The sequence below is a fragment of the Microbulbifer mixtoriginis (SeqCode) genome (assembly GCF_052467235.1).
Genome location: NZ_CP174305.1, coordinates 4,075,674 through 4,100,159 on the forward strand (window position 1 = coordinate 4,075,674; position 24,486 = coordinate 4,100,159).

22 protein-coding genes are annotated in these 24,486 nt (G+C 53.0%); 13 read left to right on the top strand and 9 right to left on the bottom strand.

Going from position 1 to position 24,486, the window contains the following annotated elements:
* Positions 1-137: 137 nt before the first annotated feature.
* Complete coding sequence (locus ACJJIO_RS17675) at positions 138-764, top strand: MiaE family protein (protein WP_444909277.1); 627 nt, start codon at positions 138-140, stop codon at positions 762-764.
* 190 nt (positions 765-954) lie between these two features.
* On the opposite strand, the gene ACJJIO_RS17680 is transcribed toward ACJJIO_RS17675, so the two are convergent.
* Positions 955-1,215 carry a DUF3081 family protein gene (locus ACJJIO_RS17680; protein WP_444909278.1) on the bottom strand — a complete coding sequence of 87 codons (261 nt, stop codon included), beginning with the start codon at positions 1,213-1,215 and terminating at the stop codon, positions 955-957.
* Between the two features lie 67 nt (positions 1,216-1,282).
* On the opposite strand from ACJJIO_RS17680, the gene ACJJIO_RS17685 reads away from it, so the two are divergent.
* The 3 genes from ACJJIO_RS17685 (at position 1,283) to ACJJIO_RS17695 (ending at position 3,480) form a co-directional block, all read left to right on the top strand.
* A complete protein-coding gene (locus ACJJIO_RS17685) occupies positions 1,283-1,744 on the top strand; it encodes a DUF3429 domain-containing protein (RefSeq protein ID WP_252082116.1) in 462 nt (153 codons plus the stop codon).
* 73 nt (positions 1,745-1,817) lie between these two features.
* Positions 1,818-2,444: a malonic semialdehyde reductase gene (locus ACJJIO_RS17690; RefSeq protein WP_444909279.1), complete on the top strand. Its 627-nt coding sequence runs from the start codon at positions 1,818-1,820 to the stop codon at positions 2,442-2,444.
* 58 nt (positions 2,445-2,502) lie between these two features.
* A complete protein-coding gene (locus ACJJIO_RS17695) occupies positions 2,503-3,480 on the top strand; it encodes a hypothetical protein (RefSeq protein ID WP_444886532.1) in 978 nt (325 codons plus the stop codon).
* Positions 3,481-3,526: 46 nt separating this feature from the next.
* Here ACJJIO_RS17695 and ACJJIO_RS17700 read toward each other — a convergent pair whose 3' ends face one another.
* Positions 3,527-3,982, bottom strand: a complete 456-nt coding sequence (locus tag ACJJIO_RS17700) for a DUF2269 family protein (RefSeq protein WP_444886531.1) — start codon at positions 3,980-3,982, stop codon at positions 3,527-3,529.
* A gap of 79 nt (positions 3,983-4,061) precedes the next feature.
* On the opposite strand from ACJJIO_RS17700, the gene ACJJIO_RS17705 reads away from it, so the two are divergent.
* The gene (locus ACJJIO_RS17705) at positions 4,062-4,529 is read left to right on the top strand and encodes a YpsA SLOG family protein (RefSeq protein ID WP_444884463.1); all 468 of its coding nucleotides are present in this window, start codon (positions 4,062-4,064) and stop codon (positions 4,527-4,529) included.
* Here the strand turns inward: ACJJIO_RS17705 and adiC are convergent.
* The 4 genes from adiC to ACJJIO_RS17725 are packed head-to-tail and all read right to left on the bottom strand — an operon-like array spanning position 4,519 to position 11,804.
* The gene (gene adiC, locus ACJJIO_RS17710; protein WP_444905250.1) at positions 4,519-6,015 is read right to left on the bottom strand and encodes an arginine/agmatine antiporter; all 1,497 of its coding nucleotides are present in this window, start codon (positions 6,013-6,015) and stop codon (positions 4,519-4,521) included. The genes ACJJIO_RS17705 and adiC overlap by 11 nt on opposite strands.
* Entirely contained in the window at positions 6,012-8,318 is a 2,307-nt protein-coding gene (locus tag ACJJIO_RS17715) for an Orn/Lys/Arg family decarboxylase (protein WP_444909280.1), read from the bottom strand. The genes adiC and ACJJIO_RS17715 overlap by 4 nt, the downstream gene beginning before the upstream one ends.
* Before the next feature lie 48 nt (positions 8,319-8,366).
* Positions 8,367-10,079, bottom strand: a complete 1,713-nt coding sequence (locus tag ACJJIO_RS17720) for a thiamine pyrophosphate-dependent enzyme (protein ID WP_252082109.1) — start codon at positions 10,077-10,079, stop codon at positions 8,367-8,369.
* A gap of 27 nt (positions 10,080-10,106) precedes the next feature.
* On the bottom strand, positions 10,107-11,804 hold the full coding sequence (locus tag ACJJIO_RS17725) for an FMN-binding glutamate synthase family protein (RefSeq protein ID WP_444909282.1): 1,698 nt from the start codon (positions 11,802-11,804) through the stop codon (positions 10,107-10,109).
* Between the two features lie 362 nt (positions 11,805-12,166).
* On the opposite strand from ACJJIO_RS17725, the gene ACJJIO_RS17730 reads away from it, so the two are divergent.
* Positions 12,167-13,450, top strand: a complete 1,284-nt coding sequence (locus tag ACJJIO_RS17730; RefSeq protein ID WP_444909283.1) for a condensation domain-containing protein — start codon at positions 12,167-12,169, stop codon at positions 13,448-13,450.
* A gap of 101 nt (positions 13,451-13,551) precedes the next feature.
* On the opposite strand, the gene ACJJIO_RS17735 is transcribed toward ACJJIO_RS17730, so the two are convergent.
* Positions 13,552-14,703 (bottom strand): saccharopine dehydrogenase NADP-binding domain-containing protein, encoded by a 1,152-nt coding sequence (locus ACJJIO_RS17735; protein WP_444909284.1) that lies wholly within the window; start codon positions 14,701-14,703, stop codon positions 13,552-13,554.
* Positions 14,704-15,106: 403 nt separating this feature from the next.
* On the opposite strand from ACJJIO_RS17735, the gene ACJJIO_RS17740 reads away from it, so the two are divergent.
* The 4 genes from ACJJIO_RS17740 to ACJJIO_RS17755 all read left to right on the top strand — a co-directional run bounded on the left by ACJJIO_RS17740 (position 15,107) and on the right by ACJJIO_RS17755 (position 19,532).
* Positions 15,107-16,381 carry an NAD-dependent epimerase/dehydratase family protein gene (locus ACJJIO_RS17740; RefSeq protein ID WP_444909285.1) on the top strand — a complete coding sequence of 425 codons (1,275 nt, stop codon included), beginning with the start codon at positions 15,107-15,109 and terminating at the stop codon, positions 16,379-16,381.
* Positions 16,382-16,399: 18 nt separating this feature from the next.
* Positions 16,400-17,704: a condensation domain-containing protein gene (locus tag ACJJIO_RS17745; protein ID WP_444909286.1), complete on the top strand. Its 1,305-nt coding sequence runs from the start codon at positions 16,400-16,402 to the stop codon at positions 17,702-17,704.
* Between the two features lie 74 nt (positions 17,705-17,778).
* On the top strand, positions 17,779-18,606 hold the full coding sequence (locus ACJJIO_RS17750) for a glycosyltransferase (protein ID WP_444909287.1): 828 nt from the start codon (positions 17,779-17,781) through the stop codon (positions 18,604-18,606).
* On the top strand, positions 18,603-19,532 hold the full coding sequence (locus ACJJIO_RS17755; protein WP_444909288.1) for an NAD-dependent epimerase/dehydratase family protein: 930 nt from the start codon (positions 18,603-18,605) through the stop codon (positions 19,530-19,532). Before ACJJIO_RS17750 ends, ACJJIO_RS17755 begins: the two co-directional genes overlap by 4 nt.
* Positions 19,533-19,564: 32 nt before the next feature.
* Here ACJJIO_RS17755 and ACJJIO_RS17760 read toward each other — a convergent pair whose 3' ends face one another.
* On the bottom strand, positions 19,565-20,290 hold the full coding sequence (locus tag ACJJIO_RS17760) for a UDP-2,3-diacylglucosamine diphosphatase (protein ID WP_444905140.1): 726 nt from the start codon (positions 20,288-20,290) through the stop codon (positions 19,565-19,567).
* Positions 20,291-20,325: 35 nt separating this feature from the next.
* On the bottom strand, positions 20,326-20,835 hold the full coding sequence (locus ACJJIO_RS17765) for a peptidylprolyl isomerase (RefSeq protein WP_252082100.1): 510 nt from the start codon (positions 20,833-20,835) through the stop codon (positions 20,326-20,328).
* A 212-nt stretch (positions 20,836-21,047) separates the two neighbouring features.
* Between ACJJIO_RS17765 and ACJJIO_RS17770 the strand changes: the two genes are divergently transcribed.
* From ACJJIO_RS17770 to ACJJIO_RS17780, 3 genes are all read left to right on the top strand, one after another.
* A complete protein-coding gene (locus ACJJIO_RS17770) occupies positions 21,048-22,721 on the top strand; it encodes a glutamine--tRNA ligase/YqeY domain fusion protein (RefSeq protein ID WP_444905139.1) in 1,674 nt (557 codons plus the stop codon).
* 87 nt (positions 22,722-22,808) lie between these two features.
* Positions 22,809-24,185, top strand: coding sequence for a cysteine--tRNA ligase (cysS, locus tag ACJJIO_RS17775; protein ID WP_444909289.1), 1,377 nt, complete (start codon positions 22,809-22,811; stop codon positions 24,183-24,185).
* A gap of 110 nt (positions 24,186-24,295) precedes the next feature.
* On the top strand, positions 24,296-24,484 hold the full coding sequence (locus ACJJIO_RS17780) for a DUF3012 domain-containing protein (RefSeq protein ID WP_444900467.1): 189 nt from the start codon (positions 24,296-24,298) through the stop codon (positions 24,482-24,484).
* Positions 24,485-24,486 lie beyond the last annotated feature (2 nt).

Below are 24,486 nucleotides of genomic sequence, written 5' to 3' on the forward strand. Positions count from 1 at the left end.
AGAAAAGGATAGATAGCCATTTACAGTAAAAGCTGTCCTGGAGAGCAGCGCTTGATTTCTGTTGGGGCCTGCCTTTCTGCTGTTGTGCCGCTATAATCCCGCGCCAAATGATTGATACCAGATGAAATACTGATCCCATGAGTGCCCAAGTTCCCGATTTGTCCGCGATTCACGAATTCCTGCTGTGCGCCACCCCGGATGCCTGGATTGAGGCAGCACTGACAGAGCCGGAAATGATGCTGGTGGACCACGCCAACTGTGAAAAGAAGGCGGCCGGTACAGCGCTCAACCTGATGTTTCGCTATCTGGGGGATTTTGAGCTGCTGCACAAGATGTCGCGTTTGGCTCGTGAGGAGTTGCGCCACTTCGAGCAAGTACTGGCCATTATGGAAAAGCGCGGCATTGCCTACCCCCACGTGAGCGCCTCCCGCTACGCGGCTGGGTTGCGTGCTCAGGTGCGCAGCGCAGAGCCAGGGCGCCTTGTGGATACTCTGATTTGTGGAGCCATTATTGAGGCACGTTCCTGTGAACGCTTTGCCCGTATAGCGCCACACTTGGATGAAGAGCTGCAAAAATTTTACCTGTCTCTGCTGAAATCTGAAGCTCGCCATTTCCGCGACTATCTACATCTCGCGCAAAAAGCCGCAGACGAAGATATTGAGCCGCGAGTGCAGGCGTTGTTAGCGCTGGAAAAAGAGCTCGTGCTGAGTGGCGATGGTGAGTTTCGTTTCCATAGCGGTGTGCCGGGAAAGTCGCAGGGCTAGGGTCCGTTAAAAATCATTGAACTGTCACTGATGGAGATCACTTTCTTGCCTGACTAGACAGGAGGGCTGTGAATTTGTTCTACATCAGTTGCAGGCAGTACATTGGACACCAAAATGCTGTTTAGGTACTACCGCGGTTTAGGCGCTACCAAGGTGCTAGTCCACTGGGGAGCAACGGCGCTTAAGGTATTCATTTTTGATCAAGACTAGCCAGTAGGCGTATAAAATCCTGCAGTTCTCTGTCGCTCGAATAATCGATAGAAAACTTATTGTGAAAAAAGACGGTGAGCTTCACTTTTGCTGAGTTGATAAATACGGTGTAGCCATCAAAATCGGTGCTCACTGTCAGTCCTTTGTAGTGCCAGCCGTCTGTTTCCCTGTGTCCCTCCCGGGTGACACGATCAAATACCCGCAAGGCCTGTTTGACATCAATTTTGCTCTCCTCTTCCATACTGGCTTCCCCGTGCCACTAAACTTGTTGTTTCTGTTCTCCCTTACTGTATGGAAGATTAGACAGCATGGATAGTAGCGGCTATCAGCAGCCGGTGGTGGATACCCGTTTATTTGATGCCCTGGCTTACCTGGGGCTCTGTCCTTTTGTTGTCGGTCTATTGCTGCAGCTAACTGAAGTCTCCCTCCTGGGTATTGATGCCAGCCTATTCTTTACCGCTTATAGCGCAGTGATTCTCAGCTTTTTGTGTGGTATCTGGTGGGGGGGCGCGCTGAACCGGCCCGGCCATCCTCACCGGTTGGCGTTGATCGTGCTCAGTAATGTGGTTGCGCTTGCCGGGTGGGTGGGATTAATGCTTTATCAAAGTGCTTGGGGGTTGCCCATTCTCGCAATAGGTTTTGCCTTTGTGGCCTGGATGGAGGCCCGCTTAAATCCCAATCTGCCTGGTCGGGAGCAGTATTTTCGTACTCGCAGTATCGTGACCTATCTGGTGATTGCTTGCCATATCGGCATGATACTGCTGCGTTAACACTTGGAGTAACCGTTTCTCCGTCGTTCTGAAAGCTAGACTTTCACCAGAAAGCGACACGAGAATGCCAGGTATGAAATCGATTGCCCCTCCAGCATTAGATCAATTATTTTTTGAAGCTAGAACACACAGTTACTGGCAAGATAAACCGGTGCCGAAAGAGTTGCTGAAAAAGTTGCACAATCTTGTCAGGATGGCGCCCACCAGCGCTAACTGTTGCCCGATGCGGGTTGTTTTTATTGTGAGCAAGGAGGGAAAAGCCCGGCTTAAACCGGCTTTGAATGCGGGCAATATTGAGAAAACCATGTCGGCACCGGTGACAGCAATCATCGCATTTGATATGCGCTTTTACGAATATCTTCCCAAGTTGTTTCCCCACACACCGGCGCGTGAGTGGTTTGCCGATAATCCAGAGTTGGCAGAAACCACGGCATTTCGCAATGGTTCAATACAGGGTGGCTACTTTATTCTGGCGGCGAGGGCTTTGGGCCTGGACTGCGGCCCTATGTCTGGGTTTGATAATGCCCTAGTAGATCATGAATTTTTCAGTGGTCAGTCCTCGACCCCAGCCTTTGTACAGGAACACTGTCCAGGCCATATTAAATCCAACTTTCTCTGTAATCTGGGATACGGTGTGGATGCCAAGTTACATCCGCGCAATCCGCGCTTTGAATTCGATGAGATATGCCAAGTTGTTTGAGGGCACTGTGTGAATGCCATCAGGATCTCAAGAAGAAGGTTAAAAGTGAGTTGGATGAATGGCTCATAGGCAATTGCAAAATCTATTTCGCCCGAATAATTACTTTTTACCCAGAGATGAAGAGGTTTTGTATGAGTTGTTTGGCAGGGATATCAGCCGGCCGGTAGTTGAGCGTTTTCTCGCGTTTCAGGATACTGAATATTTACGCTGTGTCTCATCTAAAAATAAAGGAATTTACCGGGCGGACCAGATGCTTCTGGATTGCTATGCCAGAAAAATTAATGAAGAAGCGGTTTTGGGTAAAAAACTGCTGTTCAGCAAGGAGGAGCTAGAGCCAATTATTTCGGCGTATCGAAATGAAACGCGATATATGAACCTGGGGGAAGAGAGGGTGTCTTTACCCCATGACGTGATTTCTACCGAAGAATTTATTCTGCACTTACAGGCCACCATTGTTAAAGCCTTAGAGAAAAAGAAAGAGGCCGATGACTTTGTCGTGGTAATTCCTACCACCAGTTATAAAGGGGAGCTTATTCCCAAGGCAATCTGCAGTAAGGCAAAACTGGATGATGAAACTTTCAAAAAGCAGTGTCAGTTGGGTTTGGTGAGAAACCAACACCTGCAATATGTGCTCAGTAAATCTTATCTTTGGACCCTAGCCCATGCCTGGCCCTTTATCACAGGTAGTGAGGTGGGCAGGGGGCGCTTTCGCGGGGTTGTATTCCGGCAGTTTGATCTTGGGTGGGACCTGATCTGCCCTGATCTCGATAGTGATACCAATGTTTTTGTCATTACCGATGCAAGTTGTTCCGGTGGCGAGGCTGAGCAAATTCGCAGTCGCTTGCTGAGGTGTGATAGGCGCGAGAAATCTGCGGTTATTATTCCACTATGTAAAAAGAAAGCCTTAGAGCGCTTGAGTAAGACCCCTGACGGTTTTGCCGATATTATCGCAGGGGTTGTGCTGGAGGACTTTAAGCGGCAGTGGAAAGATATGGGGGAGAGAGCGAGCTATAAAATACTGCGGGGAGGGAGTTAAGGCTGAAAACGTGTATTTGGTCATCATCAAATTTTCGTGATGCTGTTTAAAAGGAGGGCTTGGAAACCATCAGGTAAACGATAGCAATCGTTAAGGGAAAGGCCAGAGCACCTAGCAGGCACCAGGTGCGCATGATCCAGCGGATTTGACTGTGGCTATTTTCTTGGTTTGCATGTGCGCGCAATTGATATTGCAGGTAGACAACCGGTAGCCACAATAGGAAAACCGCTAGGGTTAGCCCGGCAGCCAATTGTAGCCAGGTTTGTTCTATCCATGCCGGGTTAATCACCAACATCCCCATGGCACTTCCCAGTAAACCGAGTACTGCGCTGCCGGTAAATATCCAGTCTGCTCGCACCGTTTCCTTACTTACCCACTGAATCACCTGGGAATCACCGGACAGCCAGCCGCGCAAAGTATACCAGGCAATCCCGGTGCCGGTTCCGAGTACGATAATGGCGCAGAGAATATGTAGTGTCTTGAGTGCGAGGTAGTAATTCATAAAGCGGCAGACCAAAATAAACCGGCAATAAGGTAGAGTTTTAGCGCATAACTTTCAATCCTATAGGTTTGATTTGGCTATGAGTTTCAAACCAGAAAAAATTATCAGCGGTGGGCAGACCGGTGCGGATACTGGTGGCTTGATCGCCGGGCAACGATTGGGTATTGCCACCGGTGGTACTGCCCCGCAGGGGTATTGGACCGAAGTTGGAGAGCGCGCCGATTTTCTCAAAAGCTTCGGGCTGATTGAACTGGCATCTGGGAATTTAGCAGAGCGCACTCGGGAGAATATCCGTAATTCTGATGCAACTTTGATTTTTACCGACAATCCCGGCAGTGATGGTACCTCTTATACCATTAAGTTTTGCCGGGAGCTGGGTAAACCCTTTCTGGTGATTGATCCCTGGGATGACTGTTGCAAACAAATCCGCGATTTTATCGGTAAAAATAAACCTTATATTTTAAATGTGGCTGGGAATAGGGAATCAAATTCTCAGGGAATTACCTGGCGCACGGCCGAGACCATACAGCGGGTATTTAGTGGTTAAGTGGCTGAGACTGTTGGCTCGAGACTTGTGGTTGAGGGGCGCGCAGGCGAAGCTCTAGGTCTGCATGCTGGCCCACGGAAAACCAGAAAAAAAAGCACAGCGCAGTGATTGTTGCGCCGAGGGTAAAGTATTGCACCCACTTTGGCTCCGGCCCCCCGGGTAGCCAGTGTTTCTCTTCGACGCTGCGGCGGCGATTTAATATCAGCGCGTAGAAAATAACGGTGGCAATAACAAATATCAGCGACCAGCGTGTCTGCTGGCCATCGGAGCCCACCAGTGCTACCAGGCAATAGATAGCGGCAATTAGTAGTATTACAGTAAAGAGTGTGTATTGTTGCTGCGGTATTTTGCCGTAAGCGAGTACCCGCAGTGCAATTGCCGAGTAGATATAGGGCAGTAATGTCATGATGACCGCCACCGAGGCGATCTTGCCAAATTGCTGGCTGGCGCTGGGAGAAATGGTGGCGAGTACCAATAGGGACATCAGAATGGCTACCAAAGTCAGGCCGACAGAGGGCACCCCTTTAGGATTGGTTTTGGCAAAGGCTTTGGAGAAGAGACCGTCATCAGCTGCAGCCTTGGCAGATTGCCCCACCAAAAGAATCCAGCCGCCGAGAGAGCCGATACAGCCTACTGCTGCACAGACTGCAACAATATTCGCGGCGGTATTGCCTAACGCCAAACGTGCGGCGTCGGCAAAAGGTGCCGAAGAGGCGATGAGTTCTTTGTTAGGCAGCATGCCCATAATGACCGAAGAACTCAGGACATAGGCTACCGATGCCAGCAATACCCCGCCAACAGTGGCGATCGGCACATTGCGGCTGGGGTTTCTCACCACTGCTGCGGATACAGATGCGGTTTCCACGCCGATAAATGCCCACAGGGTAAAGGTGAGCGTGGCCATAATTGCACTGGCATTGCTCTTGCCGGAGACATTCCAGCTGGCGTTGAATGTCTGGCTATCAAACCAGAACCAACCGAAGAGTGCTGTACCGAGAATGGGAATAAACACCAAACTGGTGGTGAGCGATTGGATACGACCAACCATGCGCGGCCCGAGGATATTCGCGTAGGTGAGTAGCCAGATCATGGCCACCTGGGCCAGGGCAAAGGTCATAGGGTCCTGGAGCGGGGGGAAGAAATGGGTGATATAGCCCAGCCCGGCGGTGATCAGTGCGACATTACCGATGACATTGGCCAGCCAATACACGAGGTTGGTCTGGTAGCCGATATAGTCGCCAAACGCCCTGCGTGCGTAGGCATAAGGGCCTCCGGCGGCCGGGTCCAGGGCGGCAAGGCGGGCAAAAACCAGTGCTAGTGATACGGCGCCCACGATGGTGATCAACCAGCCAATCAGAGAAATGCTGCCTATAACTGCCAAGTTAGCAGGCAGCATAAATACGCCGGAGCCCATCATATTGCCGGCCACCATCAGCGTGGCTGGCACCAGGCCGATTTTATTACTCTCCGCCGTCTGGGGGGTTATGGCGCGGTCCCCCGGTTCAGGGTGTAGACATGGTAGTGCCCCTTGTGTACTTCGACACCGTGGTTGTCATGGCCGAAGCCGGGAAACTCCCGGTCGAAGGACTCCAGCACGCGTAAGTATTCCAGGGCAGGACTGCCCTCGCTGCCAAAATTTTCCCCCGGCATCAATAGCGGAATACCCGGTGGGTAGGGAATAACCCCGGTTGCTGCGCTGCGCCCTGCCAACTGGCTCAAGGGAAGCAATTCCACTTCGCCGCGCACCAGGGCTTCATAGGCCTGAACGGGGCTGCAGTCGGCCTGTGGCAGAGCAGAAAAACCAGCGGACATTTTTGCTGTGCTGCGCAACTCCTTCATACGGTTAAACATTTTTTGCGCCAGGTCGCGTAGGCCCATATCGGCATAACCAGAGTGTTTGGCCAACAGATTGGGCAGACACTGGCTGAGAGGCTGATTGGCATCGTAGTCCCGTTTGAAGGCGAGTAGTGCGTTGATCAGCGTGCCCCATTTGCCCTTGGTTATGCCGATGGAAAACAGGAACAAGATGGTAAAATCAGTGGTCTTCTCGACAATAATGCCGAGGTTATCCAGATACTTGCTGATAATGCCGGCTGGAATACCCCATTCTGCCAGCTGACTGTTTCGCTGCATGCCCGGGGTGGTGATGGAGACCTTAATGGGGTCGAGCATGCAGTAGCCTTTCTCTAGCTCGCCGAATCCGTGCCAGGAGTCTCCGGGATTCAACAACCAGCAGCTGGCTTCGCTGCACAGTAGCTCTGTAGGAGCGCTGTGAAAGGCGTATTTCTGGCCGCTTGAAGGTTCTGTTACCTGATCCGGCTGCCAGCCATCGAAAAACCACTCCCCCTTTTCCCCATACTCTCGTTTCAGTCGTGCCAACACTTGGCGAAAAGCCACCGCCTCAGCGATAGATTCGCCCGTGAGCGCAGTGCCGCCAGGGCCGTCCATCATCGCCGCACTGACATCATTCGAGGCCATGATGGAGTAGAGGGGTGAAGTGGAGGCGTGCAACATAAACGCCTCGTTAAAGCGGCCGTGTTCGATGGGGCTGCGCCCATCGCGGATATGAATCATGGAGGCCTGCGATAGGGCCGCCAGCAGTTTGTGTGTGGACTGGGTGGCAAATTTTGTCGGGCCTGTGTGAGGCTCGTCGTCCTCGCTGTCGTACATCGCGAAGCGATCCCGGTAGATCGGGTTGAAGCGCGCATAGGCGTACCAGGCCTCATCAAAATGCAGCCGGTCTACGGACTCACCCAGCAGTTCCTCCACCCGGCGCACGTTATAGCAGAGGCCGTCATAGGTGGAGTTGGTGATCACCGCATGTACCGCCCGCTGGCTATCGGCGCTGCCCGCCAGGGGATTGTTAACAATGGCTTGTGAAATGGCTGCTTTCGTCAACTGATCCGGGGGAATTGGGCCAATCAAACCGTAGTGATTGCGCAAAGGTATCAGGTAAGTAGGAACAGCGCCGGACATGGTGATGGCATGTTCTACAGACTTGTGACAATTGCGGTCGCACAGGGCCAGCTGGCCGCGAGTTACAGAGGCCATCACAATCACGCGATTGGAGGTGGAGGAGCCGTTGGTGACATAGTAAGTGCGATCTGCGCCGAATACCTTGGCTGCGTAGCGTTCCCCTGCGGCGATGGGGCCTGTGTGATCGAGTAGGGAGCCCAGCTCTGTCACAGAGATGGACAAATCTGAACGCAGCATATTTTCGCCGAAAAAATCATAGAAGGCGCGCCCTGCAGGGGACTTTAAAAAAGCGGTGCCACCAGTGTGGCCGGGCGTGTGCCAGGAGTATTCATGCACATGGGAAAAATGGGTTAGGGCGGCAAACATGGGCGGCAGCACTGCCTGGCTGTAGCGCCTTATTGCACCCTGGATGCGCCCGCCGATAAAAGTGGGGGTGTCCTCCAGAATCCAAATGAAGTCATTGGCCAGCTCCAGGGCGCGGCGTGGCATATTGCTGACGGTTTCGCGGTCTGCGAGCAGAAATACCGGCAGATGCAGATTACGTGCTCGCAACTGCTCCAGTACATTCAGCGCAGGGGGGTGACCGCTGCCGGGCAGTTCCCAGTTCAGTAGCAGACATTGTATTGCCGGGTTGGCGCGCAACATGGCACTGGCATCGTCACTGGAAACCGTGGTGATCAGGTCGATGCGGCGCTGCGCCAGCTCCTCCTGCAGGCGTGTGGCGGCGCGGCCAGGAGCGCTGTTGCTGGCGATCTCCCCACTGGCGAGCAGGGCCAACATATTGGTGGGCATTTGTTTTCCGAGCTGGTGCATGAACCTCCCGCCTGGGTTGCGTCTCGGGTCGAGTTGGCCGGCTCCCCGTCAGCGCAGAAAGTTGTCTTTCAGCAGGTCGACCACTTCATCAGCGCGTCCGTTGAGTATGGCTTTGAGGCCAAATAGCGCGGTGGAAGACACCTGCTGCGCTGTCACTTCTGGGGGCATCACCAGTTCCAGCCGGTTTACAGTGACGTCCAGTAAGGCAGGTCCTTTGACTGCCAGCCAGCGTTTCATCGCGTCTTCGAGATCACCCGCTTTCTCGACTTTTTCTCCAGGAATACCAATCACTTCCGCCATGCGGCTGAAGTCGGGGTTCTGCAGGTCGGTGTAGCTATCCAGCAGTCCCTCAATACGCTGTTCCATTTCCACAAAGCCGAGGGAATGATTGTTAAAGACCAATAGTTTGAGTGGGATTTTTTCCTGCACCAGGGTCAACAGATCGCCCATTAGCATGGTCATTCCGCCATCGCCACACATGGCAATTACCTGGCGGTTGGGGTCGGCCTTAGCCATACCCAGCCCCTGGGGGTAGGCATTGGCCATGGTGCCGTGGGAGAGGCTGGTGAGGAAGGAGCGCTTGCCATTGGCGCGCAAGTGGCGCAGCAGCCAAACCATGGGAGAGCCGCCATCGGCGGTAAATGCAGCTTCGTCGCTGGCGAGTTTGTCCAGGGCTTGGGCAACGTACTGTGGGTGAATCAGTTTGGGGTCTGGCTCGTGGCCGCGCTCTTCCAACTGCTCCAGGTCTTTTTGATAACGACTGAGCAGGTCCTGGAGAAATGCATTGTCACTGCGGTCTTTTAATCTTGGCAATAGGGCTTCAATGGTCGCGCCGACATCGCCGACCAGGCCCATATGAATGGGCGTGCGTCGCCCGAGGTGAGAAGCCGCAATATCCACCTGAATAATGGTGGCTTTTTCCGGGTAAAACTGGGTGTAGGCGAAATCGTTACCCAGGCACAACAGCAGGTCACAGGTTTGAACTGCGCGATAACCGGCAGGGTTGCCGAGGATACCATTCATGCCCACGTTGCAAGGATTGTCGTATTCCAGATATTCCTTGGAGCGGGTGGTATGCACTATGGGTGCTGCCAGCTGCTGTCCCAGCTTAACTACTGCATCGTGCGCGAAGCGGCAGCCGATACCGCCATAGATAACAATTTTCCCTGCTTGGTTGAGCTTTTCTGCCAGCGCATCCAGCTCCTCATCAGTGGGGCGTGCTAACCACTGGGGGCGGTGAACAGCCCAGGGAATTGAGTCTTTGATCTTGGTCTTGAAGATATCGCCACTGACCTCAACCACCGCAACGCCTCTGTGGTTGAGAGCTGCCTGAGCAGCTTGGCTCACAATGCGGCGTGCCTGCTCAGGGTCGGAAAGGGTTTCACAGAATACTGCGCACTGCTCGTAGAGTTTGATCTGATCGACATCCTGCGGGAATCCCAACCCCTGCTCGGCTCGGTCAATACGGGTGGCGATCAGCAATACCGGTGCGCCATTGCGGTGGCTCTCAAAGATGCCGTTGAGAAAATGCAGGCTGCCGGGGCCAGCGGTACCGGCACAGACACTCAGCTCCCCGCTCAAGTAAGACTCACCGCCCGCAGCCAGGGCACCCACCTCTTCGTGACGAACGTGGACCCACTCCAGCTTGGACTGGCGCACGGCGGAGGTGAAATGATTGATGGTATCGCCGACGATGCCATAGCAGCGCTTTGCTCCGGCTTTTACCAGGGCATCGACAATAATTTCCGAAACGGTCTCCATGGAAATCTCCAGAGTAAGGGGCAGGGCTTACAAGCGCCGCAGTGCGGAGTGATCATCGTGGTGAGCCAGGTTGACTGCGGGCCGGAATGAATCAGCCCTGGCGGCCTGCCACCAATGCCGGTAAGGCGTCTCCTCAGGGGCGTCTATCAAGGCGTTCTCATTGAGAAAGTGCCAGATGCGATCAATAGGATATGACTCAGTACCATTGATGCGGTGATAGAGATGGTAGGGTTGAAGGTCGCGCGGTTCGGTTAAACCGGCGGCGGCGACAATCTCCCCCAGGGCCTCCAGGGTCTTGGCCTGGAAAGCCGCCGCGCGCTTGCTCTGCACATCCACCACCAGGCCCCGCTGGCGCTTGGGGTCCTGGGTCGTGACACCGGTAGGACAGGTATCGGTGTGGCAGCGTCGCGACTGAATACAGCCGATGGAAAACATAAAAGGCCGCGCGGCATTGCACCAATCGGCGCCTATCGCCAGACAGGCTGCGAGCTCTGAAGCCGAGTAGATTTTACCGCTCGCCGCCAAGCGCACTTTATCGCGCAAGCCGGTAGCAACTAAGGCATTGCGGACTACGATCAGCCCCGACAGCAGTGGCATACCCACATGGTTGGATAATTCCAAAGGCGCGGCACCCGTCCCGCCTTCGGCGCCATCGACCACGATAAAGTCGAGATATTTCTCTGTTTCCAGCATGGCTTTCATAATGGCCAGTACTTCAAAAACCTGCCCTACGCACAGTTTGACGCCCACCGGTTTGCCACCGGACAGGCTGCGCATCTGATCGGCAAATTCGAGCATTTCAATAGGGGTGGAAAACATCGAGTGGGCGCGTGGAGATACACAGTCGACGCCGGGCTGGACTTTGCGGGTTGAGGCAATTTCCTGGGTAACTTTTGCTCCGGGTAATACACCGCCATGGCCAGGTTTAGCGCCCTGGCTCAGCTTAATTTCCGTCATCTTTACCTGATCATCGCAGGCTTCGCGAAAAAGGTCGGGATCGAAGCTGCCGTCATCCTTACGGGCACCGAAATAGCCGCTACCCAGCTCCCACACCAGGTCCCCGCCGTGTTTGCGGTGATAGGGGCTGATGCCACCTTCTCCGGTGTCGTGATAGAAGCCACCGATAGCTGCGCCCTGATTCAGTGCCTCAATCGCAGCGGCGGATAAGGCGCCGAAGCTCATGGCGGAAATATTTAATAGCGTTGCCGAATAGGGTTTTGCACAGCGGCCAGAACCCACTTCGATGCGGGACTTTATATCAGCCTCTTTGGCCGGGTTAATGGAGTGCGTGAGCCACATGTATTCATCACTGCGTACATCCAGCTCAGTACCAAAGGGGTGCATATCCGAGAAACCGTCGGCGCGGGCGTAGACCAGTCTGCGCGCCTCATAGCTAAATGGTCTGCCCTCCTCATCACCCTCCACGATGTAAGCGCGGAAGTAGGGGCGCAGATTCATAAATAACCAGCGTATGCGCCCGGCAACGGGGAAATTACGTGTCAAACTCCAGTTGGGCTGGAGCATGTCATAAATGCCCAGTAGCACTAAGAACAGGCTGAGTAGCAATGCGATCACCCACCAGGCATCGACAGCAATGGTGAGTATTAAAAATATCGGTGTCAGAACCAGGGCGGTCACTGGAATGATGGCGCGCTTGATTCCATTCCGACTGGCATAGGCGCGCCAGGCTGTGGAGATGATCATAGTGTGTGGGTTCAATCTCATTACTGGGAGTTCCGATAATGAACCTAGATCATCACAGGGGGCTTTGCCGCTATCGGTCCACGATCTGCCGCAAAACTGACCACCCCCAGTATGAATCTTGCCAATCTACTGTTTGTAGGCGCGTAAATACTGGCTTTAGGCATTGAGTGTATGCAGCTGTTTATTTCCATGCGGGGAGGCCTGCAATACTTAATAAGGGAACGGGCCTCTGAATAATTCAGTAATTTCAATTGAGGCTTGAAGGTCGAGTGGTATGGGGTGGGCCTTTGCGAATGGCTGAGTTCTTTGCCAGAGCATTCCAGTAGTTGCCTGACAAAATTCTGGCAGAAATAAGATTGATTGAGCGTTCACGGGAGATAAGCATGTCGGGATGGAAGCATGCTGCGGATGTACCTTTATCGATTACCGAGAGGAGTATCTACAACTTACATTACCGAAAAGCCTTGGCAGATATGATCGCCCGTGCAATCAGTATCAAGGGCACCCTCCAGATCGACCTGTTCAAAGAGGCGGTTCAAAGAACTGTCAATATTTATCCTATTGCTCGTTGTCGCTATACCCGCGAACCCGTTCGGCGGATTTTTGCAGATGTCGAATTGGATATATTGGATGTCCGGGGCATGAGTGACTCTCATGTAAAGAGCTTCTTAACCCAATACAGTAATGCGCCATTAGCACTGGATACTGATCAGCTGCTGAGCTTAAGCCTTATTCGCACCGGAGAGAATGAATACATTTTCTTAACGAAATGTCATCACATTATTACCGATGGGATCAGTTTGACATTGCTTTGGGGATTGGTACTGAGCACTTATCTGGATCTTGAGAGCGGGGCTGGTTTCCGTCCTCAGCCGGAAATCATTGATTACGCCGATTACGTGGGTTTTGAAAATAACTACATCCGTAGCCAGCGGGGACAAAAAGCTCTACAACATTGGCAAAATAAGCTGGCCCGACAAAGAGGCGCGATTGAAGTGGCCTCATCAGGGAAAGGAGTCTCTCTATATTGTGAAGACTTGGTTTGCACCCTGTATAAGAAAGAGTTCTCCCATATTAAAGAGCGGGCAAGGGCTGCCGGGGTCAGTCACTTTGTCTATCTGTGTGCAGGATTTCAGCAGGCTTTGTTCGAACTCCTACAAAAAGATTTTTGGATGAATACCAGCTTGTCACTGCGGGTAAAAAGAGAACATCGGAAGGTTTTGGGGCCAATGTTTCGCCAGGTAAATCTGGCAGTGGTAGCTGAGGAAACCTGGAAGGGAAAACTACGGCGGCTGGCCAAAGAAATCCAGTATGCCGTACGAACGGTTTACGTGGCTGATTCGATTGGTCCCCATGGTGTTATTGGCAATAACCTGCCTGCTCCCTGCACCTATTTGATTAACTTTCTGCAAACAGAGGTACAGCAGGAGGGACTGCAAGCGATTTATAACGATGCTTCCTCGAACTGGGTCAATTTAAATGAGAGAGTAAAAATGTGCTCAATGAGTTTGCCCACCCGAATTACACCCTATGGAATCTATCTCTCTCTTGCGGCTTACGGTGGGCACCTTCATAGTAACTTTGTCTATAACGCCAACTGTTTCAGCCGTGACACCGTGCAAAAACTCAGTGATCGGTGGCGTTTTATCTTAGAGAATGGCTGTTAGGCCGAGTTTGCTTGAATTACTGCGCCAAAAATATCAGCAAACTCTCAGTGGGGATGGGCGCAAATCATTCACTTTGCACCAGCGTTGGCCTGGTTACCGCCCTAGCCGGCAAGTGCTGGCATTCGCTCGCGGGAGTGGGTCTCTATAGCCGTAACGATTGAGTGATCATTCAGTTCAAGCAGAATCTCATCCAGACTCAGTAACTGCCAGCAGGCTCTTGCTCCTGTCTCTTCCATTTCTCCGCGTAGAAACTTACGTGCTAGTGCTGCCGCTGGGGCTGCAGGAATCCAGGGGCCATCGCCATTTAGGCCTAATACCTGCCAGCTGCGCGAGGCGCTTTCTCCATGGGCATTTTCCCCTGTAGCACGCACGATCATGCCGCCGTGTGGTGTGCCTCCCGGCCAGCGGTCACTGATCTTATGGCCAAGCTGGGCTAGGCGCGCAGTGGTTGCCGGTAGTTGTAGGCGCGCCAATTGGGCGCAAGCGGATAGGCCGATTTGCAGGGTTAGAGGCTCAAGGCCAGTGGCGAAGCGAGCACTGTGCATCTTGGGAAAATACTTCGGGCAGAGCTCTAGGTCGGGCACATCAAAGTCGCACAGCCAGCGTTTGCCCACTGGGTGGGCCAGGTTGATGGGGCGTAGATTTTTCCCTGCGTGGGATTCGCGCCAGTAGCCGCTCTGCAGCTGTGGAAAGCTGTGGCCAAGGGATTCAAAGCCAGCGCGTACCGTCGCCAAGCCACGATCTATTCGGTGTGCAGGTGCTATGGCAATGTCTACGGAGTGAATCACTGGCAGTTCAAGCTGGATCTCGGCGATTGCGGCGGAGCTCAGCCCGGGTAGGCTACTGGCGCCCGATACCATACTAATGCCTGCGGCCTCTGCGGCGGGGGACAGGCGGTGAAAATCGCACACGAAGCGACGACCATCGGAAATATCAATGTAAGGTGTGCGTGACTCAATGCAGGCTTTTGCAACCCGATAATCACTCTCTTTTTGGAAGGGGCCTGCGCAGTGAATCAAAAGATCCAGGTGGAGGGCTTTGAGTTGTGCAGCCAAGTTGACGGCATCTCTCTCCAGGCGTAAACCTTCGGCGAGCCCGCCGAGTCCCTCGGCACACTGGTCTGCCAGAGCCTTGTTGCGGCCGGCAATAATCAGCTGAATATTGGGCTCGGAGCTCAGCATTTGCGCAATGCGCGCGCCAAAGTTGCCGTAGCCGCCGAGTATTAATACGCGTTTGTTCAGGTTATTAATCACCTGGATCGCACTCCTCTCCCCTGAGGTTAGTTAGAGTGGATCATGCAATGGGGCAGTGACGTAAATCAAGAGAATCTTAGTGACTATTGATTAAATGACTGGCTGGCGGTTTATCACGATTTGCCTTTGCTTGGTGAGTACCGACGAATAAATAGTAATCTTAGGGGGACAACTATGACGTAAAAAGGGTCAACGGATTACCCCCGACAGGGTTCGTTATTCACGCCTTTTCGGCTGTTAAAGAAAACCAGGCGCTATCCCTTAGCCTTATCTAGTTTGTGTCTTACAGGGGCTAATCGATGACACTATTCACTTACTTGACGGTAACCTGATCGGCAGTCTTGTATATTATTTATTCATATATTTTGGTGTTTGGCGCGGACTTTTCTCTGGGGAGGTTAATATGCGGCAAAACGGTAATGCCCATATTCTGGTGTTGGGGGGAGATGGCTTTTGCGGTTGGCCTACGGCCTTGTTTTTATCGCGGCAGGGATACACGGTCACTATCGTGGATAACTTCTCAAGGCGTCGTATCGACGAGGAGTTGGGGGTGGAATCCCTGACACCGATTGAGAGTATTGGACAGCGCCTACAGTGCTGGTGGGAGACGACCGGGCTAAATATCCGGCTGCACAGGCTGGATTTGGCTTGTGACTACGAGCCGCTAATGGAGTTGATTGCCGAGACCCAGCCCGCTGCTATTGTGCACTTTGCTGAGCAACGCGCAGCGCCATATTCCATGAAATCCTCGCGTCATAAACGCTACACCGTTTCCAACAATATCAATGCCACTAATAATCTTCTCGCCGCGGTGGTGGATGCCGGCGTCGATAGCCATATCGTTCATCTCGGTACTATGGGAGTTTACGGTTATGGCTCTGCGGGCATGAAGATTCCAGAAGGTTATCTGGATGTGGAAATACCGATGGCAAACGGCCAGAGGGTGTCCCAGCAGATACTCTATCCCACTAACCCTGGCAGTATTTACCATCTGACGAAATCCCAGGATCAGCTGCTCTTTGCCTACTACAACAAAAATGATGGTGTGCGAATTACAGATTTACACCAGGGGATAGTGTGGGGGACACAAACCGTGGAAACCTCCCTGGATGAGCGCCTAATCAACCGCTTCGACTATGACGGTGATTATGGCACTGTACTGAACCGCTTTCTGATGCAAGCCGCTACCGGACATGAATTGACTGTACACGGTACCGGCGGGCAAACCCGTGCATTTATTCATATCTCCGATACTGTGCGCTGTATCCAGCTGGCGATTAACTCTCCTCCCGTCGCAGGAGAGCGGGTGCGTATCATGAACCAAATGACCGAAACCCATCGGGTGCGTGATCTCGCCAAAATGATTGCCGATGTGAGCGGAGCCAAGGTGGCATTTGTCGACAATCCGCGCAATGAGGCTGCAGAAAATGATTTATTTGTGGAGAATGCCAGCCTCTGCAACCTGGGTTTAAAACCGACATTTTTGGCCCAGGGATTACTGGAGGAAATCTCTGAAGTAGCGGGGAAATATGCCTATCGCTGCAATGCAGAGCTGATCCCGTGTCGCTCTTACTGGCGCAACCACAAAGTCCAGGAAAGTACTCCAGATGTTGAGACACCACACCTGCACAAAGTACTTGAGGGGGCCCAGAATTTGATTCGGCCCACTAACTCTTAGCCGACGACTGGAACTCCTATGCCAGGCTGGGATTGCTCTGCGCATGTGCCTCTGTCGATTACGGAGCAGAGTATTTACAACCTGAATCACCGCAAGGTACTGGCGGACCTGATTACCCGCGCGATGCGTATTAAGGGGGATGTAGATGTCGAACTGTTTGAGCGGGCTGTGCCCGCGGTTATAAATGCTTACCCTATTTTTCGCTGTCGCTACCGGGATGAGCCGGCTATCCGAAGTTTTGATGATATCGAACTGGACTATATGGATATTCGCCATATGAGCGAGGCGCATATTACCAGCTTCCTGCGCCAGTTCAGCAGTTCCCCCATGGATTTAAATTCGGACCAGCTGCTAGGCCTCAGCCTTTTTCGCACCGGTGAGGATGAATATATTTTCTTGACCAAGTGCCACCACATTATTACCGATGGTATTAGCCTGTCTCTGTTGTGGGCCGAATCCCTAGCTGCTTACCTGGCAATGGGAGCTGGGAAACCCTATAAGCCCCGCAAAGAATCCACCGATTTTGCCGATTATATCAATTTTGAGGAGACATACCTTGGGACGGAGCGCGGGCAAAAAGCCAGTTACTATTGGCGCAATAAGTTAGAGTTGCAGAGAGACGTTGTATGGCAGGCTTCGCACCAAGAGATTGTCTCAATTAATTGTAGCGAGGTGACTCTCAGCATTGACGGGGCCGATTTTGCACAGATTCGAGCCAATGTCAGTGATGCAGAAATTAGTTTGTTTGCCTTCTTATGCGCCGCCTACCAGCAAACTTTATGTGAATTTCTTCATCATGACTTTTGGCTAAATACCAGCCTGTCTCTGCGCTTAAAGCGAGAGCACCGCTATATTCTGGGCCCCATGTTTCGCTATGGCAATTTGTCAGTTTACAGAAATGAATCCTGGTCAGAAAAGCTCGTGCGTCTGTCACGAGAGATCCGGCATGCGATGCGCACGGCCTACGCTGCTGACTCAATTGGCCCTCACGGCAGTATCGGTCACAACCTTAACGCCTCAAGCTGCTTTCTTATAACCTTTCTTCAGGCGGAGGAGCATCATGAAGGGTTTACCGCTGTGTATACCGGCGAAACTTCAGAGTGGGTAGAAATTAGTGAGAATTTGAAAATACATACGACCCCGCTGCCAACGCGTCTCACCCCTTACGGAATTTACCTCTCACTGGCAGTCTATGGCGGCCAGTTACGGGCGAGCTTTATCTATAATGTGAACTGTTTCAGCCTTAAGCAGGTGGAGAGCATTGCAGATCGCTGGTGCCTTCGCTCAATCCATGGAGCGGATGAGAAAATGCCTCCCCTGTGAGTCTCCCATAGGCATTTCTGAGTGCTAGGCAGTGCGTATACCCAACTAGTGTTAAACAGATTGCAGTAGCCATCATGTCTCGTTGTGCCTTTATTACCCTCGTAAACAGCCCGGATTATGTGATTGGTGCGGTTGCGCTAAAACGTTCGCTGGAAAGGGTGAGGGCTACACACCCTTTGATAGCAATGGTGGTTGCCAATTCTGTGGATACGGAACCGCTGGAATTATCTGGATGCCTGGTGCGGGAGGTCAGCCCACCAGATTTTTCTGAGACATTTATCCAGCGCCACGAGCGCGCAGGACTTCACATGCGCGCGCCTTTCGATAAAGGGGAAAAACCTCGGTTTCATATTCCTCTGAATAATTTTTGCAAGCTGTCCCTCTGGCAGCTGGAGGAATATGACAAGCTAATTTTTCTCGATGCAGATATGTTGGTACTGCGCAATATCGACCACCTGATGGGATACCCTGAATTTTGTGCCGCGCCCAATCTCTATGAAAACTTGGACGGCTTTGGCCGAATGAATTCTGGCCTATTTACCGCCGTACCTAGTGTAGAAACTTACCGGAAAATGCTGGCATTATTGGATAGGCCGGGCGCATTTTGGCGGCGCACGGACCAGACTTTTCTGCAGGCATTTTTCCCTCGCTGGCACGGTATGCCTTATATCTACAATGCCTTGCAATATCTGTATCTGAATCTACCGCAATTATGGTTGTGGAGTAGCATTCATGTGATTCACTATCAATACGAAAAGCCCTGGCAAAAGGACCATACGAAAATGGAGCAGCTCAGACCCTTGATCGAATTGTGGTGGGCAGTCAATCAGGGTCGTGATATCGGTGCGAGAATCGAGCAGTTGACCCATGAGCAGAGTCAGTCAGTGAGTAGTGCCCAGTGAATATCGGCATCACTGGCGCCAGTGGCTATGTGGGGCAGTTTATTGTCCGTTACTTTCTCGATCATGGTTATAAAGTGCGAGCACTATCCCGCACAGGTCATAAATCTGGGTTATTTCCTTTTGCTACAGGTAGCAACTTTGAGTGGGTTGCTGGCGATATGGCGGATCGTGCAGTTCTATCCAGGTTTGTTAGTGGTTTGAATGCGATAGTGCACTGTGCCTATGATCACTTGCCTGGGCGTTATCGTGGTGGGGAAGGGGAGAATCTTTCCGGTTATCTCCAATCTAACCTGAACAGTACGCTGCTACTGATGCAAGTGGCTCATGCAGCCTCCGTGGATAAATTTGTTTTTATTTCCAGCAGGGCGGTGTACGCGACGGGGTGTTTGCGAGGCAACTTGTACGAGCATCAGGCGGCCTTGCCCGATACATTTTATGGGGCTTACAAATCGGCGGTGGAAGCGATGGTTTCCGCTTGGGCCCAGCAGCGCCAATGGCACGCGGTCTCCCTGCGTCTTACCGGAGTCTATGGTGTGGTGAATCCCCTCGAGCGCAGTAAGTGGTATGACATTGCTCGCGCAGTGGTGAGCGGTGAGCCCTTCACTCAAACCAGAGTTGCCACAGAAGTACATGGGGAAGATGTCGCCAGGGCGGTGGAGTTGGTCCTATCGGAGGCGGATGCCAAGGGGAGGGCGGTGAATTGCAGTGATCGCCTGGTGAGTTACCGAGAGGTGGCGGAGATTTTGCAGTCCATGTTGGGTAAGCGTAGCCCTCTGCCCCCAGAAGCTCAGGGAGAGCGGCCAGCAATAATGGATTGCGCCTATTTACAGGCCAAAGGGTTCCGCTTTGGTGGGGCGAAGCGTCTGCGCCACAGCCTGCGCCTCTTGGCGGAGGCTGTGAAGCTCGAACAAAAGCTCTGTCACTAACTATTGGGAAGCTGGATGTGGGTAGCCCTGCTTCAGCCGATTGGCCAGTGCATCAGTTCCAATGTTTCCCCACTCGCTTTTAGGCACCAGGCATTGCGATCCCAGTCTCCCAGTACAATGCGCTCTGCTGCAGCGTCATCAAGTGAGAAGGGGTGGCGACCGGGCCTGTGGGTGTGGCCGTGGATCAGGGTATTTACGTTGTATTCACGCATCACTCTTTCCACTTCCTCAGGGGTAACATCCATGATGTCTTCCGCTTTGCGACTATTCATGGCTTTGGAGGCGGCGCGAATCTGTGCGGCGATAGCGCGGCGTTCTCCCAAAGGCTTGGCCAGCAACCCCTGTTGCCAATTGGGGTCCCGCGCCTGACGCCGAAAAGTCATATATTCCTCGTCGCGAGTGCAGAGGCTGTCGCCATGCATTAATAGAACCTTCCGGCTTGCCAGAGTGAGGGTAGTTGGGTCTTGCAGTAGCACCGCACCTGTGCGCTGGGCAAAATCGGTACCGAGCAGGAAATCGCGGTTGCCATGCATTAGGTACAGTTCCACCCCGGTGCCACTGTAGTGGCTTAACTCCCGCATCACCTCTTCAATCAGGGGGGCATCGTCGTCATCGCCAATCCAGGCCTCGAAGAAGTCGCCGAGAATATACAGTGCTTCGGCACCGGCGGCGGGGCCGCGCAGAAAATCAAAAAAAGCCTGAGTAATCTCCGGTCGGTTCTCATCGAGGTGCAGATCGGAAATAAAATAAATAGACAATGTCCCCGCCTTAGAGCCTAAATGGGCTCGAAAAATTACTTGTCTGCGTAGTCGTCAGAAATGCTGATACCGGTGATTTCGATGGTTTCCATGGGTACGTCCTGATGAAAGCCCTTGCTGCCGGTTTTTACGCTCTTGATCTTATTGACCACGTCCATACCGTCGGCCACTTTGCCGAACACGCAGTAACCCCAGCCCTGGGTGTCTTTGCTGCGGAAGTTCAGGAAGTCGTTGTCCTTTACATTGATAAAGAACTGGGAGCTGGCGGAGTGGGGGTCCATGGTGCGGGCCATGGCCAGGGTGCCGGTGTCATTCTTCAGGCCGTTGTCCGCTTCGTTTTCAATGGACTCGCGGGTTTCTTTCTGCTCCATGTCGGGGGTCATGCCGCCACCCTGAATCATGAAGTTGTCGATCACCCGGTGGAAAATGGTCCCAGTGTAAAAATCGTCACGGCAGTACTGCAGGAAGTTGGCTGCGGTCTTTGGGGCCTTGTCGAAATCCAGTTCGATAGCAATATCTCCGTGGGTAGTGTGCAAGGTGATCATAAAATGTCCTATGAGGGTTGATTTCGGCCGGCATGATACCTTTTAGTCAGGAGCTGTAAAACGCCGAGTCGCGATATCATAATGGATTGCCTAAAAAGTGTGCGCCAACAGCAAAAATCATCGTCTGGCGCTCAGCTAAATAGGATATTCTGTGGCTCAAATAGGGTATAATTCGCCGTTTATGTTCGCACAGCTGTAAATAAGAGAATCCTATGACATCCGAGAGCAAGCCCGCTCACTTTTTACAGAACCTTATTCGCGAAGACCTGGCAGAGGGCCGGGTATCCCAGGTGGCAACCCGCTTTCCACCGGAGCCGAATGGATATCTACATATTGGACACGCCAAATCCATCTGCCTGAACTTTGGTTTGGCTCAGGAGTTTGGCGGCACCTGCAATTTACGTTTTGATGACACCAACCCGGCTAAGGAAGAGGAAGAGTTTGTCGATGCGATTAAGCGCGATGTCTCCTGGCTCGGTTTTGAGTGGAATGGCGAGGCCAAATATTCCTCGGATAATTTTGATCAATTGTACGAGTGGGCACTGCACCTGATTAAAGATGGCAAGGCCTACGTCTGCGATCTGTCCGCAGAAGAAGCTCGTCACTACCGTGGCACGCTGAAAGAGCCGGGCAAAAACAGCCCTTTCCGGGATCGCTCTGTCGAGGAAAACCTGGCGCTGTTTGAAAAGATGCGCAACGGTGAAATGGAAGAAGGCCAGTGCAGTTTGCGCGCCAAGATCGATATGGCCGCACCGAATATCAACTTGCGTGACCCGATCATCTACCGCATCAAAAAGATGGCTCACCACCAGACCGGTGATAAGTGGTGCATTTACCCCAGCTACGATTTCGCTCACGGCCAGTGTGATGCGATTGAGGGTATCAGCCACTCCATATGTACTCTGGAGTTTGAAGATCACAAGCCCCTGTACGACTGGCTGATCGAGAACCTGCCGGTGCCTTCGCGCCCGCGTCAGTACGAATTTGCACGTCTGCACCTCAACTACACCGTGGTATCCAAGCGCAAGCTCAAGCAACTGGTAGACGAAGGCCATGTAGATGGCTGGGATGACCCCCGCATGCCGACCCTGTCCGGTATGCGCCGTCGCGGCTTTACTCCGGCCTCCATTCGCAACTTCTGCGAGATGATTGGTGTAACCCGCTCCGATTCCGTCGTCGATGTGAGCATGCTGGAGTACAGCATTCGCGACGACCTGGATAAAAATGCACCGCGCGCTATGTGCGTGATGGAGCCTTTGAAGATCACCCTGAAAAATTACCCGGAAGGTCAGGAAGAACTGTTGTCAGCACCGGGCCACCCAGTGCGGGACGATCTGCCGGCCCGTGAACTTCCGTTTGGCCGCACTCTCTATATTGAGAAAGAGGATTTCCGCGAAGAGGCCAACAAGAAGTACAAGCGTCTGGTGCTGGGCAAAAAAGTTCGCCTGCGCAACGCCTATGTGATCTTTGCGGAAGAAGTCGTGAAGAACGATGCCGGTGAAATTGTTGAGGTGATCTGCTCGGTTGATCTGGACACCCTGGGTAAGGACCCGGCCGACGGCGTTAAGCCGAAGGGCGTTATTCATTGGGTATCTGCCGATAACAATGTCGATTGCGAAGTGCGTCTCTACGATCGCCTGTTCAACGATGCGGCGCCGGATGCCGGCGGTAAAAACTTCCTCGACTGCGTAAACCCGGACAACCTGCAAATCCTAAAAGGCTGTAAGGCGGAAATCGGCCTGGCCAAAGCGGAGCCGGAGCAGGGCTACCAGTTCGAGCGCAACGGCTATTTCTGTCGCGACAGCAAGTACGGCAGCGCAGAAGCGCCGGTGTTTAACCGCACCATTGGTCTGCGCGATAGCTGGGCTAAAGAGCAAAACAAATAGCAAGGCGAAGAGCTGCCCGAGCGGCAGTTTTCGCGGTTGGGTCAGGGGCTGGCCCAGCCAGACAGCAAAAAGAATTTGAGAGAAAAGATGTCTCTACAGGTCTACAACACGTTTTCCGGGAAGAAAGAACCCTTCGTACCATTGGTGGAAGATCAGGTGCGCATGTATGTGTGTGGCCCCACCGTGTACAACCGCGTGCATATTGGCAATGCCCGCCCTGTGGTGGTGTTTGACACCCTGTACCGGGTACTGAAAAGAAACTTCAGCGATGTGATTTACGCGCGCAATATCACCGATATTGACGACAAAATCATGAAGACCGCGCGGGATAACGGCGAGGAAATCGGCGTGCTGTCGGCGCGCTATGCCCAGGCTTACTACGAGGATATGGCCGCGCTCAATAACCTGGAGCCGGATATCGTTCCCTACGCCACCCAGCACTTGCCGGAAATGATCGCGATGATCGAAAGCCTGCTGGAGAAGGGCCACGCCTACGCCGCCGAGGGCCATGTGCTGTTCGCGGTGGAGTCCATGCAGGAATACGGTCAGCTGTCCAAGCGCTCCCTCGACGATATGCTCGCCGGTGCGCGGGTGGAAGTAGCGCCTTACAAAAAATATGCCGGTGACTTCGTATTGTGGAAGCCCTCCTCAGAAGAAGAGCCCGGTTGGGACAGCCCCTGGGGTCGCGGTCGTCCTGGTTGGCACCTGGAGTGCTCGGCCATGATCAAGAAGCATCTGGGTGACACCATCGATATTCACGGCGGCGGTCGCGACCTGACCTTCCCCCACCACGAGAATGAGCGGGCCCAAAGCTGCTGCGCCAATGGCGTGGATTTTGTGCGCTACTGGATGCACAACGGCTACGTGAATATCGACGGCGAGAAGATGTCCAAGTCCCTGGGTAACTTCCGCATGGTCAAAGACCTGCTGAGCCAATACCCCGGTGAAGTGCTGCGTTTCGCACTGCTGTCTGCCCACTACCGCTCTGAGCTGAATTTCAGTGCTGACTTGCTGGATCAGGCATGGCGCACCCTGGATACCCTCTACGGTGCACTGCGTGAAACGGAAGTGGTTGAGGCGCAAGCGGCAGATTTGGCCGGCACCGCTTTTCTTAAAGCATTGGAAGATGATCTAAATACCCCCATCGCCATTAGCGAGCTGCACCAGATCGCCCGCGATTTGAATAAGGCCGAAGACGCCGATAAAGCGCGCCTGAAAGGTTTGTTGCTGGCGGCCGGTGAAATGCTCGGTATTTTGCAGCAAGACCCGGAAACCTGGTTCAAGCAGGCCCGCGGTGGCGAGGAAACTATTTCCGCAGAGGAAATTGAAGCGCTGATTGAAGAGCGCGTGCAGAGCAAGAAAAACCGTGACTTTGCCCGCGCCGATGAGATTCGCGAAGAGTTAAAATCAAAAGGTGTGGTGCTTGAGGATAGCCGCGAGGGCACTAAGTGGCGCCGCGAGTAGGGCGCCTCTATCCCCTAAACAACATCCTTAAACTAAGCTCACTGATTTCTCCCTGGCTGGTCGCAGCTGGGGAGAAAAAGCCATTCGAATTTCATTTGTAGAAGCGAACCATGAAAAAAGTACTCTTTCTGATCTGCTCCGCTGTAGCCCTTGTCGCACTGACCGCCTGTGAGCCCAAGCGCGGCTCCGATGCCTGGTGTGAAAAAATGGATAAAGTGCCCAAGGGCCAATGGACCCTGGATGATGGACGCGACTACACCAAGTACTGCGTATTCAACCAAAAGCCGGAAGAGGAATAAGC